Source organism: Microbacterium terricola, from assembly GCF_027943945.1.
GTDB classification, from domain to species: Bacteria; Actinomycetota; Actinomycetes; order Actinomycetales; family Microbacteriaceae; genus Microbacterium; species Microbacterium terricola.
Genome location: NZ_AP027141.1, coordinates 762,696 through 776,315, shown reverse-complemented (window position 1 = coordinate 776,315; position 13,620 = coordinate 762,696). Strand labels below are relative to the sequence as shown.

General features: G+C 70.1%; 9 protein-coding genes. 5 read left to right on the top strand and 4 right to left on the bottom strand.

The genetic code is table 11. The annotated features are described in order from the left end of the window. Positions 1-26 precede the first annotated feature (26 nt). Both Microterr_RS03560 and Microterr_RS03555 read left to right on the top strand, forming a co-directional pair. Entirely contained in the window at positions 27-1,427 is a 1,401-nt protein-coding gene (locus Microterr_RS03560) for an O-antigen ligase family protein (protein WP_263796101.1), read from the top strand. After that, positions 1,424-2,752: an O-antigen ligase family protein gene (locus Microterr_RS03555; protein WP_263796102.1), complete on the top strand. Its 1,329-nt coding sequence runs from the start codon at positions 1,424-1,426 to the stop codon at positions 2,750-2,752. The genes Microterr_RS03560 and Microterr_RS03555 overlap by 4 nt, the downstream gene beginning before the upstream one ends. Here the strand turns inward: Microterr_RS03555 and Microterr_RS03550 are convergent. The 3 genes from Microterr_RS03550 to Microterr_RS03540 all read right to left on the bottom strand — a co-directional run bounded on the left by Microterr_RS03550 (position 2,743) and on the right by Microterr_RS03540 (position 6,205). Then, positions 2,743-4,059, bottom strand: coding sequence for a DUF6716 putative glycosyltransferase (locus Microterr_RS03550; protein ID WP_263796103.1), 1,317 nt, complete (start codon positions 4,057-4,059; stop codon positions 2,743-2,745). The two genes, Microterr_RS03555 and Microterr_RS03550, sit on opposite strands and share 10 nt — an antisense overlap. Beyond that, positions 4,056-4,928, bottom strand: coding sequence for an N-acetylneuraminate synthase family protein (locus tag Microterr_RS03545; protein ID WP_263796104.1), 873 nt, complete (start codon positions 4,926-4,928; stop codon positions 4,056-4,058). The genes Microterr_RS03550 and Microterr_RS03545 overlap by 4 nt, the downstream gene beginning before the upstream one ends. A 113-nt stretch (positions 4,929-5,041) precedes the next feature. Then, a complete protein-coding gene (locus tag Microterr_RS03540; protein WP_263796105.1) occupies positions 5,042-6,205 on the bottom strand; it encodes an acylneuraminate cytidylyltransferase in 1,164 nt (387 codons plus the stop codon). A gap of 181 nt (positions 6,206-6,386) precedes the next feature. Here Microterr_RS03540 and Microterr_RS03535 point away from each other — a divergent pair, with 181 nt between their 5' ends. Both Microterr_RS03535 and Microterr_RS03530 read left to right on the top strand, forming a co-directional pair. Beyond that, complete coding sequence (locus tag Microterr_RS03535; protein ID WP_263796106.1) at positions 6,387-8,819, top strand: glycosyltransferase family 29 protein; 2,433 nt, start codon at positions 6,387-6,389, stop codon at positions 8,817-8,819. Beyond that, positions 8,816-9,901, top strand: coding sequence for a polysaccharide pyruvyl transferase family protein (locus tag Microterr_RS03530; RefSeq protein ID WP_263796107.1), 1,086 nt, complete (start codon positions 8,816-8,818; stop codon positions 9,899-9,901). The genes Microterr_RS03535 and Microterr_RS03530 overlap by 4 nt, the downstream gene beginning before the upstream one ends. A gap of 70 nt (positions 9,902-9,971) precedes the next feature. On the opposite strand, the gene glf is transcribed toward Microterr_RS03530, so the two are convergent. After that, positions 9,972-11,126 (bottom strand): UDP-galactopyranose mutase, encoded by a 1,155-nt coding sequence (glf, locus tag Microterr_RS03525; RefSeq protein WP_263796108.1) that lies wholly within the window; start codon positions 11,124-11,126, stop codon positions 9,972-9,974. Positions 11,127-11,227: 101 nt separating this feature from the next. Between glf and Microterr_RS03520 the strand changes: the two genes are divergently transcribed. After that, complete coding sequence (locus tag Microterr_RS03520) at positions 11,228-13,618, top strand: CDP-glycerol glycerophosphotransferase family protein (RefSeq protein WP_263796109.1); 2,391 nt, start codon at positions 11,228-11,230, stop codon at positions 13,616-13,618. Positions 13,619-13,620 lie beyond the last annotated feature (2 nt).

The following is a 13,620-nucleotide window of genomic DNA, read 5'->3' as shown; positions in this document are numbered from 1 at the left end:
GCGGGGCGCGATACCCTGAATGCACCATGGCCGTCCACTCGAAGCATCCTGCCTCGGCGCCCCCGGCCGCCCCGCTTCGCGAGAAGACCAGCCACCTGGCTCTGCGCGCCTGGTGCATCTTCGTCCTGTTCACCGCACTCGCCGGCACCGCGTGGGTGCACGCGTTCGGCGAGGGGGTGACCGCCGCGATCGCCATCGGCAGCGGGATCTTCTCGGTCGTCCTGTGGTTCATCGTGCGCCCGCCCGTCAACTGGCGGCGCCTGCCCTGGTTCCTCGCCGGCTACGTGGCGTGGGCGACGCTGTCGCTGACCTGGTCCGTGTGGATCGGCGCGACCGCGATCACGCTGCTGCTGCTGTGGATCACCACGACCCAGGCGCTGTTCATCGGCAGTGTCCTCACCTGGCGCGAGATCGTGCGGACACTGGCGTCGGCGCTGAAGTGGGTGATGGGCCTGTCGCTCATCTTCGAGCTGTGGGTGGCCGTGTTCGTGCAGGTGCCCGTCCTGCCCGGCTTCGTGCCGCGCGAAGAGCCGGTCGATCCGATCCTGTACTGGTCGCGGGCCAACCTGTTCGACGGCGGCCGGCTCCAGGGCATCATGGGCAACGCGAACCTGCTCGCCCCGGTCGCCCTGCTCGCCGTCATCGTCTTCGCGATCCGGCTCGTCGGCGGGGCACCGCGACGGGTGCTCCTGGGCGGGTGGATCGCGCTGTCCGGCTATCTCTTCATCCGTGCGGGGTCGGCGACCGGGTACATCGCCGCGATCGGCGTCGCGATCGTCCTCGGCACGGTGCTGCTCATGCGCCGCGCCAAGGCGCCCGGTGAGCGCACGAAGTACTACATCGGATACGCCGTCGTCGGCATCGGCGGGACGATCGCGCTGTGGCTCCTCCGCGACCGCCTGTTCACCGCCCTCGGCCGCGCGGCCGACCTGACCGGCCGGGAGGAGATCTGGGCGGCCGTGCGCGAGCGCATCGCCGAACGACCCGTGATCGGCTGGGGCTACTCGACGCCGTGGGTGACCTCCGAGCCCGCCTTCGACGGCTGGGTCAACGACCACGGGCAGTCGGTCATGCAGGCGCACAACATGTGGCTCGACGTGCTGATGCAGCTCGGCATCATCGGCCTGGTGCTGATCGTCCTGACGTATCTCGCCTTCGTCTGGCGCTCCTGGTTCTTCGCGGTGGATCGGCCGAGGTGGGACCTCCGTTCCGACCGGCCGTACTCCCCCATCTCGCTGCTGCCGTCCCTCTTCGGCGCGCTCGTGCTCGTGCAGGGCGTCTCCGAGTCGGCGCCGCTGCTGCTGTGGGGATGGCTGCTGCTGGCCCTCTTCGCGTTCAAGATCAAGCAGTCTCCGCACATCGGCGAAGGCCCGGCCGAGCAGCGCCTCGCGATCGAGCGCGGCGAGCTGACCAGGCAGTCGCCGTGAGCGGGCTCGCCGCCGACCGCCCGTGGCGGGCGCGGCGCCATGCGCTCGCCGAGCTGCTGCGGTCGGCGCCGTTCGCGTGGGCGTACACGGTCACGACGATCGGGGCGCTGTTCGGCAGCCACCTGATCGCGCGGGTGATGGGCGACACCCCCTACGCCACGATCATCATCGGGCTGTGCGTCATCGGCGCCGCCGTGCTCGTCGCGCGGCGCGATGAGCTGTCGCCGCTGCGGTTCATGCCGCTGACCCTGATGGCCTTCCTCGCCTGGCTGCTGCTGGCCGTCTTCTGGACGACGAACGTGCGGCTCACGCTGGTCGGCTGGGCGACGCTCGCGGCGGTGACCTTCCTCGCCATCGTGGTCACGCACATCCGCGACACCCTGCAGACGGTCCGGGCGACCGGCGACGTGCTGCGCGTCTTCCTCATCGGGTCACTCGCGATCGAGGTCTACAGCGGCATCCTGATCGACTCGCCGATCCCGTTCCTCTCCGTCGCGGGCAACCTCGCCGAAGGCGGGCCGATCCAGGGGCTGTTCGGCACGAGGACGCGGCTCGGGCTGGTCATCGTGATCGCGCTGATCACCTTCCTGGTCGAATTGCGCACGCGGTCGGTGCGCCAGGGCACTGCCGTGTTCTCGGTGTCGCTCGGCGTGCTCCTGGCCGTGTTCACCGCATCGCCCATCGTCCTCGTCCTCGCCGTGATCGCGGGCACGGCGACCGGACTGCTCTGGCTGGTGCGCCGCGCCCCTGCACAGGCGCGTCCGGCGCTGCAGCTCGGCATCGGCACGTCGGTGGTCATCATCGCCGTGCTCGTCTACGTGTTCCGCCGACCGCTGGTCTACTGGCTGAACGCCGAACCCGACTTCCTCACGCGCTCGCGGCTGTGGAACGCGCTCCTCGACGTGTCGGAGACCGCCCCCATCCAGGGCTGGGGGTGGTTCGGCACCTGGTCGCCGAGCCAGCTGCCGTTCTTCATCATCGACTTCCGGGTCGGCCACCCGCACACCTCCGCACTGAACGCGTACTTCGATGTGCTGCTGCAGGCCGGCTGGGTCGGCGTCGTGCTCTTCGTCGTGTTCTGCGGCCTGGCGCTCGCGCGCGCCTGGGTGAGTGCCGCCGAGCGGCGCTCGACCGTCTACACGTGGCCTGCGCTGATCCTCATCACCCTGCTGGCCAACGGCGTGGTCGAGAGCACGATCCTGACCGGCTTCGCGTGGTTCCTGCTCGTCGTGTGCGCGGCCAGGTCATCGCACGTCGGCGGATGGCGCGCCGCCCTCGAGCGCGACCACCCCGCCGTCGCGCCCGACCTCCCGCATCAGGACTGACGCAGCGGCTCCAGGTGCAGTGCCGGCGTCAGGGTGATGTCGGTCTCGGTCTCGGTCCAGGAGAACTTGCCGGTGTTTCCGCGCAGGGACCGAGCCCACAGCAGCGCGGAGCGCGCCGGCATCCCCAGGCGCAGCGCGAGCCAGCCCGAGACGGTGCGGTCGTGGACGCCGAGCACGGCCTTGCGATCCCACGCAGTGCGCAGCCGACCGCCGCGGAGCCGTGGCGCCGGCGGCGAGACGAGGGTGCCCGCCCGCCGCGCCTCGACGAGCTCTTCGACGTCGTGCCACCAGGTGGAACGGGCCGGATCGTGGAAGTAGTTGTCGCGGACCCATTCCACGGCGGGATGCCGGAACCGCCGCTCGACGACGTCCTCGACGTCGCCGAGCACGCCGCTGCCGGCGAACACCGTGTTCAGATTGGCCTTGGAGATGCCGAAGGTGTCGACCGCGATCACCGGGACGCCCCGCGCGATCGCCTCGATCGCGGCGGTCGAGCTGACCGTCACGAGGCCCTCCGCCCCGGCGAGCGCCTCGACCATCGGCTCGTGCGAGAACACGAGGTTGCGCGGCAGCTCACCCAGCTCGTGGAACAGCTCGGGATACGGCGCGGCGTCGTAGTGGGTCTCGTTCTCGCCGATCTCCGGGCGCGAGCGCAGCTTCACCACGACCCGCTTGTCGGGATGGGCGACCGCTGCGCGGCGGAGGATGTCCGCGAGTCGCAGCCGGTCCTCGCGCTCCCGCGGCACCACAGCCTGCGCCGCGAAGACGAGATCGTCGCCGCCGTGGCGCACGACCGAGCTCTGCGCGAAGGGCAGTGTGGCGAGCCCGATCCGCAGCGGCACCCCCATCCGCTCGGCGAGATCGCGGAACGCCCGCTTCTCGCGACGGGAGTGCACGACGAACAGGTCGGTCTCGCGGCGGTAGTGCACGGCGCCGCGCTGGGCGGGGATCGACATGCCGGGCAGCCCGGTGACGACGACGGGGCGAGGATGCAGCGTCCGCACCTGCTCCATCACGGTCCGCACGAACGGACCTCGCCCGGCGATCACGACGACCTCGGGCGCGACGTCTCCCAGCCAGCCCCCGAGATCGCGGTACTCGACGCGCTCCACCTGAGTGGAGGACACGCCACTGCCGGCCAGCGCGGCCCGCTCCTGCTCCGCGCTCACCGTGAGCGGGGTGCGCACCAGTGCCATGCGCGACTGCGCGCGGCCGACCGAACCGAGAAGCGCAGCCGCCCACTTGACGTAGGAGTCCGCGTCCGCGATCGCGACGACGCGCGGCGGTGCGGTCGGACGCGCGGTCATGCCGGTACGCGCCGCAGCTTCGCCATCGGGGCCAGCTCGCCGGGGAACACGCGCTTGACGCCGTCCCCCAGGGCCGTCTCGATCACGCGGATGTCGCGCACGAGGTGCTCCAGGCCGGCCGGCTCGAGCGAGGCGGCGTGGTCCGAACCCCACATCGTGCGATCCAGGGTGATGTGACGCTCGACCGCGACGGCACCGAGGGCGACGGCGGCGAGCGAGATCTGCAGGCCGCGCTCGTGGCCCGAGTAGCCGACCGGGATGCCGTGGTAGCGGTCGCGCAGGGTGGCGATGACCTTGAGGTTCGCCTCCTCCGGCTCCATCGGATAGGTCGAGGTGGCGTGCATCAGGACCACGCGGTCTGTGCCGAGGACGTCGAGTGCGGTGTCGATCTGCTCGATCGTCGACATGCCGGTCGACAGGATGATCGGCTTGCCGGTGTCGCGGAGGGCGCGCAGCAGGTCGGTGTCGGTCAGGCTCGCCGAGGCCACCTTGTGGGTGCGCACCTCGAGGTCCTCGAGGAACGCCACGCTGGGCACGTCCCACGGTGAGGCGAACCACTCGAGACCGCGGAGGGTCGCGTGGTCGCCGATCTCGAGGTACTGCTCGCGGTCGAACTCCACGCGGTAGCGGTACTCGAGGTAGCTCATCGTTCCCCACGGCGTCTCGCGCGGGACGTCACGCATGTGCTCGGGCGTCGAGATCTCGGGGGTGCGCTTCTGGAACTTGACGGCGTTCGCGCCGGCATCTGCTGCCACGTCGATGAGCCGCTTCGCGAGCTCCACGTCGCCGTTGTGGTTGAGTCCGATCTCGGCGATCACGTAGACCGGGTTGCCGCCGCCGATGACATTCGATCCGATGGATACGGTCATGTCAGTGTCCTTTCGTCGTTACGACTCCACGGTGAGCCGCGAAGGTAGACGAGAGGTGACGCTGACGTATCGCGGAGGCGGCGACGACGAGAAGGCTTTGCGGAGGCCCCGCCTCAGTCGAGCACGCGATCGATGAGTTCGCGGACGGCGCCGTCGCCGCCTCGACGGGTGAGGACGACGCGCGCGGCGGCCACGACATCCGGATGCGCGTCGGCGACCGCGATCGGCCACCCGACGAGGACCATGGCGGCCAGGTCGTTCACGTCGTTGCCGAGGTAGGCGGTCCGCGCCAGGTCGATCCCCTCCGCAGCGGCCCACGTCGTCAGCGCCGCGGCCTTGTCGTCGATCCCCTGGAGCACGGAGACCTGGAGCTTCTGCGCCCGAGCCCGCACGACGGGGTTGGTCTCGGTGGACAGGATGAGCATCGGGATGCCGGCGCGTCGCAGCATCCCCACTCCCATGCCGTCCGAGCGGCTGACCCGCACGGTCTCACGTCCCTCGGCGTCGACGGTGGCGGTGTCGTCGGTGTGCACGCCGTCGAAGTCGGTGACCACCGCGTCGACGTCGATGCGCTCGGCGGGTGCCAGGAGCGGCGCGAGGGCCGAAGCGATCGAGAACTGCGCGGCGTCGTCGATCTCGACGGCGGAGGCCTCAGGCACCTCGACGATGCCGACCCGTCCGAAGAAGCGATGCCTGGCGGCGCGGAACCCTGCCGCATCGAACGCGTAGAACGCGCCGGTCTCGAGGTAATGCGGCTCGCGGTCCTGCCGCCGAGGTCGCACGTCCGCGGAGTGATTGAGCGCCTCGGCCGCCCCGTCGGCGTCACGCCGCCACAGGAACCCGTACATCTCGTAGGCCGAGAACACCGCGTCGTAGCCGCCGTCCGTCACCATTTCGACGGCCGTGTCGACGGCGGCGGACGGGATGAAGGGCGAGGTCGCCTGCAGGAAGACGACCGTCGCGACGGCGGTGCCCGTTCGTTCCAGCTCGTCGATCGCATGCAGGATGGCGCTCTCCGAACCAGCGGTGTCGACGGCGAGTTCTGCCGGCCGGGCGATGACCTCCGCACCAGCCCGCCTGCTCAGCTCCGCGATCTCCGCATCGTCGGTGGAGACGATGACGCGGTCGACGCGCGTGGCCGACTGCGCCGCCCTGATGGCCCGGACGATCAGCGGGATCCCGCCGACCGGAAGCACATTCTTGCGCGGCACGCCTTTCGATCCGCCTCTGGCGGGGATGACGGCGACGACAGCGCCCGTGTCCGACGTCGATTCCATGCTGCGATTCCTCCCGTGACGGAGGTCACTCTAGCCCGACCGCCCACGGCCTCCGCCGGAGTGCTCCGGCACCCCGGCGGTGTTCACCTTCCGGACCTCGAGCGGACACCTGACGGACAACCCGGCCTGTGTACCATCGCTGAACCCGAGGAGGCGAGCTCAGCCTCGCGGGGCAGCGAATATGAAGAACACACTCAAGAAGATCCCGCTCGTACGCACCCTCGCGCGCCGTCTGCGATCGCTTCGGCGACGGCTGACCGCGCGGCGCACGGGACGCGCCACCCTTCCCCGCGGGACCGCGGATCGCTCCGTCGACCGCGCTTGGGGAGACGACTACGCGCTGACGCGTGTCGAGTGGCGCGACCAGGGGCCGACCCCCGCACTGCTCGCCCGCGCGCGCTCCCTGAGCCGCAACACCGTCGCGTGGGACATCCTCCCCGCCCGCATCTGGCTGGTCTTCTGCGCGGCGCTGCTCGAGGCGGGCGACCGGGAGACAGCCGAGCGCGTGCTGCGCACCTGGGTCGCGAAGAAGCCGAACGCCTTCGAGGCGCTGGCCACCTGCCTGCCGGTGGCCCGCTTCGCCCGTGACATCGGCGTCCGCTCGGGGCCCGTCGAACGCGCGGCCGCCGCGGCCGACGTGCTCGCCGCCAACCGCGACGCCGACATCTTCGGCGCATACGTCGCCGGGAAGACCATCGCCGTCGTCGGCAACGGACCGGGCAACCTCCACTCCGGGCTCGGCGCGACCATCGACGCGCACGACATCGTCATCCGCTTCAACAACTTCCCGAAGGGCTACGAAGCCGACTACGGGTCCCGGACCGACATCTGGGTGCGCGGCGCGCATCGGGAGGTCGCGGATCGCTACGTCATCGAGCATTTCGGGCTCGTCGTGTGGGAGATGGACCTGTTCCGCAACCTCCTCGAGGTGCCGTCCCACGGCGACATCCTGTCGCGCGACACCCGATTCTCACCCGACCGGGTCACGCACATCGACACGGCCACCAAGCTCAGCCTGTGGGAGAGCTCGGGCCTGCTGCTCCCGACCAGCGGGGCGCAGATCCTCTGGATGCTCAAGGAGCGGCTCGGCTCGCTGCAGAACGTCGATGTCTACGGATTCTCCACGCTCGACGACACGGACGACTACGGCCACTTCTTCGACGGGCTCGGCGACATGCAGCGCCGGCACGATGTGAGCGGCGAGGGCGCGTTCCTCCGAACGCTGTTCGCCGACCCGGTGACGGGGAGCGCGGGCGACCCCCTCCACCGGTGGGAGCGCAGCGCCCGCGAGCAGGTCGCCGCAGCGGACGTCGCGTCCGAGGGCGGCGCGCACTCCGACGTCGCGGCCCCCGCACCGGCGAGGGTCACGATCGTCGGGTCCGCCTACCGCGAATACGACCCTGCGGCCGGCAAGACCGGCGGGCCCGGCGGCGTGCTGGCCACCCAGCGCGTCGCGCTCGGCGACGAGTACCGCGGGCACCCGATCGAGTACCGCTTCCAGGGCACCGACAAGGCGGAGCTGCGCGAACGGCTCGGCGTGCAGATCGCCGGTCTCAGCGGCAAGATCGCCGACATCATCATCGGTGCGGAGCACATCCGCACGGACCCCGGCATCCTCCGCATGATCGACGACGGGCGCACCCCCCTGTTCGTCTGCCACGAACTCGGCAGCGCGTACGGCGCCTATCTGCTCGGAGCGCCCTACGTGCTCGTCTACCACCAGCAGGGCAGCACCCTCCAGGAGATGCGCTCCATCGGGCGCACGCCGACCCCGCACGAGACGAACGTCGTGACCCGCCTCGAGCGCCTCATCTGCGACAACGCGCAGAAGGTCTTCTTCCCGAGCCTGGGCGCCCGCGACACCTATCGCGCGACGTCCCGCGACGGGCTCGACGGGCATGCGAACTTCGCCGACTGGGCGCTGTACAACACGGTGTCCGCCGTCGACCACGACGACGACGCATCCGATCGCCGGCACCTGATCGCGTCGCTGCGTCGGGAGCTCAGGCTGCCGGCGAAGGACGAGCAGACCGACGTGTTCCTCAGCGTCGGCGACTTCAACCATGACAAGGGGCTCGATCGCGTGCCTGCGCTCCTGGAGCGTCACGCGGCGCTCTCCGGGCGCCGGGTGGTCTGGATCGCCGTCGGCGCGGCATCCGACAAGGAGCGGTTCGCCGAGCTCGAGGCGCAGTCGAAGCACTGGAACTTCACCGCCCGGCTGATCGGGGAGCGGATGACCCACGACCGGCTGCTGGCACTGCTCGACGACGCCGACTACTACGTCATGCTCCACCGGAACTCGATCTTCGACCTCGCGACGCTCGAGGCGATGCGGGCGGGCAAGGCGCTCATCCTCTCGCCCGTCGGCGGTAACACGGAGGTCGACCTCGACGGGAACGTGCTCTTCGTCACCGAGGAGACCATCGACGACGCCTGCCGGGTGCTCGAGACACGGGATCCGGTCGAGTGGGGGCAGCGCAATCGTCGTGTCTTCGAGGACGAGTTCTCGCTGGAGCGGTTTGCCGGTCGCTATCGCCGGATGCTGGACGAGCAGCTGGACGCGCTGGCGGCAGAGGATGCCGCACCCGCCGTGGCCGGCAGGAGCGTCGCGTGAAACGCGCACTCTGGGTCACCCTCGGCGTGCGCGGGAACGCGGGAGACGCCCTCCTCTACGAAGTCACCGAGCAGCTGTTCGACGGAGTCATCGACCTCGACTTCCGCAGCGTGAGCGAACCCGTCTACCTGCGCAAGGGCGATGCCGATCACGACAACGTGATCATCGGCCCTGGGGGCATGTTCGTCCAGACGAACTCCTCCCGTCATCTGCACGCGAAGCTCGCCAAGCAGTGGGACCGTTTCGAGAGCAAGCGGTTCCATCTCTGGTCGACGGGCGTGCTGCAGACGCCGACCGACGACGAGATCGCCGCCGTCCGCCGGGTCACCGCGCGCTCGCGCCAGATCATCGTGCGCGCGACCAAGGAGGCGGAGTTCATCCGCAGGATCGGCCCCGTGACGAGCCCCGAGTGGGCCCCGTGCACGTCGCTGTTCACCGACCGGCTCCTCGGCACACCGAACACCACCAAGGACGTCGTCGTCGTCAACGTCGACTCGTTCCTGTTCACGGCCGAGAACATCGCCGACCATCCGCTCCGGCGGTTCATCGCGTTCGCGAACGCGGAGGGGCTCGACGTGCGCTCGATGGTCAACGCCTCCGGCGACTCCAACCGGTTCTCGCTCGACCTGTTCCCGCTGATCGACATCGACCAGCCGCACTTCGACCGCCTGCTGCGCACGGAGCCGACCGGGAAGGAATTCAACGACGGCTTCAACAAGGCCCTCGAGAACCACCCGTCGTTCGGCGCACGCTACACCGACTGCCGGTTCGCCTTCGGGAAGCGACTGCACGGATGGCTGCCGTTCCTCGCATTCGACAAGCCCGCGGCGTTCATCGGGATGTCGGCGCGACGCGGCATGCCGAAGGACTACTTCGGATCGGACGAGCTCCTGTGCGACGTGCCGCGCAGCACGACGATGACGCGCCAGCAGCTCGACCGCATGGCCGATGGCATGATCGCGAAGCTCCAGCACTTCATCACCCATGAGGATGCACTCTCGGCCCGCATCTCCGAGCGCCGCGAGGAGCTGTGGCAGCAGCTGCAGCGCCAGGCCGGCGGGTTCGCTGACGCGCTCGGCTGAGCGGTGAGCGCCTCCCCGCGGTCGTCGGGGGCCTCGCGAGCCGGGTGGACGCGATCCTCGGACGGTGAGGCTACGCCGCGCCGTCGCCCGCGCAGAGCACGTTGCGCCACATCGACAGCGCGGACCCGATCGCCATGTGCATGTCGAGGTACTGGTAGGTGCCCAGACGCCCGCCGAAATGCACGCCCTGCTCGCCCGCGGCCAGGTCGCGGTACGCCAGCAGACCCGCCCGATCCGCCGGGGTGCCCACCGGGTAGTACGGCTCGTCGTCGCGCCCGGCGAAGCGGGAGAATTCGCGCATGACCACGGTGCGGTCGGACGGATACCGGTCGGCCCGCTCCGGGTGGAAGTGCCGGAACTCGTGGATCCGGGTGTAGGGCACGTCGGCGTCGGCGTAGTTCATGACGCTCGTGCCCTGGAAGTCGCCCACCGGCAGGACCTCCCGCTCGAAGTCGAGGGTGCGCCAGCCCAGTTCGCCGGCCGCATAGTCGAAGTAGCGGTCGATCGCCCCGGTGTAGACGATCGGCACCTGGCCGACCGTGGCGCGCCGGTTGGCGGGCTGACGGTCGTCGAAGAAGTCCGTGGACAGGCGCACCTCGATGCGGGGATGGTCGGCCATCCGCTCGAGCCACGCGGTGTAGCCGTCGGTGGGCAGCCCCTCCCACGTGTCGTTGAAGTAGCGGTTGTCGTAGGTGTAGCGCACGGGCAGCCGGCTGATCACCTCCGCGGGCAGCTCACGCGGGTCGGTCTGCCACTGCTTGGCGGTGTAGTCGCGGATGAACGCCTCGTACAGCGGCCGGCCGATCAGCCCGATCGCGCGCTCCTCGAGATTGCGGGCGGCCTTCTGGTCGAACTCCCCCGCGAGCTCCTGAACGAGCGACCTGGCCTGGTCGGGAGTGTGGGCGGCGGAGAAGAACTGGTTGATGGTGCCGAGGTTGATCGGCAGGGGGTACACGACGCCGCGGTGGTTCGTGTAGACCCTGTGCACGTAGGCGGTGAAGGTCGTGAACCGGTTGACGTACTCCCACACGGTCGGGTTCGACGTGTGGAACAGGTGCGCGCCGTACCGGTGGACCTCGATGCCGGTGTCCGGGTCGGCCTCGCTGTAGGCGTTGCCGCCGAGGTGGTCGCGTCGGTCGATGATCACGACTCTGCGGCCCGCATCAGCTGCCCGCTCGGCGACGGTGAGCCCGAACAGGCCGGAGCCCACCACGAGAAGATCCATGGCGAGGAGTCTGCCCAGGGCGGGTGAACAGAAGGTGTCCAGAAAGGCGCCGGGTAGAATCGACCGTTCGGGAACGGCCCGGGGTTTTCTGAGAGGGAGTCGTGGCAGAGACCAGCCTCCGCAGCATCCTGCGGCGCAGCGCGCTGCTGCAGCGATGGCGGTTCTTCCCCTACACCGCGACGTATGCTCTCGCCCGCATGGTGCGCCCCGTGCGCGCCGACCGTGTGCTGTTCCTCTCCGACTCCCGCGCGGGGTTCAGCGGCAACTTCGCCTTCCTCCGCGACGAGATCCTCCGTCAGGAACCGGATGCCGACGTCATCGGCGTGTTCAAGCCGCGCCTGCGGGCCCGTCGACCCCTGTCGGACCTCGTGCGGCTGCCGTGGCTGATGGCCTCGGCGCACACGATCGTGCTCGACGATCTGTATCCGCTGATCTATCCCTCCCGCATCCGTCGCGGCACGCGGCTGCTGCAGGTGTGGCACGCCGCCGGCGCGTTCAAGCGGGTCGGGTACAGCCGCGCGGGCCTGCCGGGCGGCCCTGCCGCCGGAACGCTCGCGCACCGCAACTACACGGACGCGACGGTGAGCGCCGAGTCGATCCGCGGCGACTACGCGGAGGCGTTCGACATCCCCGTCGAGCGCGTGCACGCGCTGGGGGTGCCCCGCACCGACGCGTTCTTCGATGCGGCGACGATCGCCGCGTCGGCCGCCGCCGTGCGCGAGCGTTACGGCATCCCGGACGCGTCGAAGATCGCCCTGTTCGCCCCGACCTTCCGCGGGAACGGACAGCTGACGGCGCACTTCGACTACGACAGCGTCGACTGGGACGACCTGGGCACTCGCCTCGGGCCGGGCTGGACACTGCTCGTGAAGATGCACCCGTTCGTGCCGTCGCTGCGATCGGCCCGGCCTGACGTGACCAAGGTCGTCGACGTCACGGACGACCGTGAGATCACCGAGCTGATGATGGCCGCGGATGTGCTGGTGACGGACTACTCGTCGGCCATCTTCGAGTTCGCCCTGCTGGGGCGCCCGATCGTGTTCTTCTGCCCCGATCTCGAGCAGTACACCGCGGACCGGGACTTCTACTATCCGTTCCCGCAGTACGTCACCGGCCCTGTCGTGCGCCGCTCCGGCGAGCTGGCCGATGCGATCACCACAGCGGCGGTGGACCAGGCGGCCGCCGCGTTCGTCGAACGGTTCATGGGCGCGTGCGACGGGCGCTCGAGCGAGCGCATCGTGCGCGAGATCATCCTGCGCAGACCCGCGCCGCACGCAGAGGTCGCACCGGTCGCGCCCGGCGGCAGCACCCCCGCACCCACTCGGGCGAACTCCCGGATGTGGGTGTGGCTCACCGCCGCCGCCCTCGCACGCCTCGGGGTGCGCGCCGTCTACGCCCCGCTGAAGCTCCTCCCCCTCCAGCGCAAGGTGGTGATGATCAGCCGCGAGCACCCCACCGTGCCCGCGGATTTCGCCGACATCGCCGACGCGCTGCAGCGTCTGGACCCGTCCGTCCGTGTGGTCATGCTGGTGAAGATGATGCCGCCGGGGATCATCGCCAAGGTCGGCTACGCCTTCCACATGCTGCGTCAGCTCTACCACGTGGCCACCGCTCGCGTGCTGGTCGTCGACACCTACGCGATCGTCGCCAGCGTGCCGCGGCACCGCCGCGAGCTCACGGTCGTGCAGATCTGGCATGCTCTGGGGGCGTTCAAGAAGTTCGGCCTCAGCATCCTGGGTCAGGACGAGGGCCGCGACGAGCGCCTCGCCCGCGCCATGCGGATGCACGAGGGGTACGACGTCGTGCTCACCAGCGCAGAGGAGTGCCGTCCCGCCTACGCGGAGGCCTTCGGAACGCCGATCGAGAAGGTCGTGGTGGCGCCCCTCCCCCGGGTCGACCATCTGCGGGACGACGTCGAGGCCGCGGCCCTGCGGGAGCGCATCTACGCGGCGCACCCGCAGCTGCGCGACGCCCGCGTCGCCGTGTTCGCCCCCACCTTCCGTCTCGACGGCACGGTCACGGCCGACCCGGCGGAGCTGACCAGGGCACTGGCCGCCATCGGCCTGCACACCGTGGTCAAGCTGCATCCGCTGATGTCGGCGGACTTCGGTCCCGACGTCGACCTGGCAGCGGGATTCTCGACGCAGGATCTGCTGCACGTCGCCGATGTGCTCATCACCGACTACTCGTCCGTGCTCTACGAGGCGGCCGTCGTGGGGGTGCCCAGCTACTTCCTCACCCCCGACCTCGACGACTACCTCGACTCGCGCGATTTCTACCTCGACTACCGTCTCGACCTGCCTGGGCCCATCGTCCGCGACGTTCCCGCGCTCGCCCGTGCCGTCTCCGCCGCTGAGGCGACGACGGCGGATGCTGCCGCCTTCGCCGCGAGATGGGTGCAGGTGCCCGCCGACGCCACCGAGCCCGACGCGTGCGCCCGGAGCATCGCGCGGCGCCTCCTGGCAGCGGTCGACGACCGCGTCGGCGCATAGGA

What these genes read in the sequence shown, in the direction of transcription:
- Microterr_RS03560 (WP_263796101.1), top strand. Translation starts at nt 27, where the DNA reads ATGGCCGTCCACTCGAAGCATCCTGCCTCGGCGCCCCCGGCCGCCCCG.
- Microterr_RS03550 (WP_263796103.1), bottom strand. Translation starts at nt 4,059, where the DNA reads ATGACCGCGCGTCCGACCGCACCGCCGCGCGTCGTCGCGATCGCGGAC.
- Microterr_RS03545 (WP_263796104.1), bottom strand. Translation starts at nt 4,928, where the DNA reads ATGACCGTATCCATCGGATCGAATGTCATCGGCGGCGGCAACCCGGTC.
- Microterr_RS03540 (WP_263796105.1), bottom strand. Translation starts at nt 6,205, where the DNA reads ATGGAATCGACGTCGGACACGGGCGCTGTCGTCGCCGTCATCCCCGCC.
- Microterr_RS03535 (WP_263796106.1), top strand. Translation starts at nt 6,387, where the DNA reads ATGAAGAACACACTCAAGAAGATCCCGCTCGTACGCACCCTCGCGCGC.
- glf (WP_263796108.1), bottom strand. Translation starts at nt 11,126, where the DNA reads ATGGATCTTCTCGTGGTGGGCTCCGGCCTGTTCGGGCTCACCGTCGCC.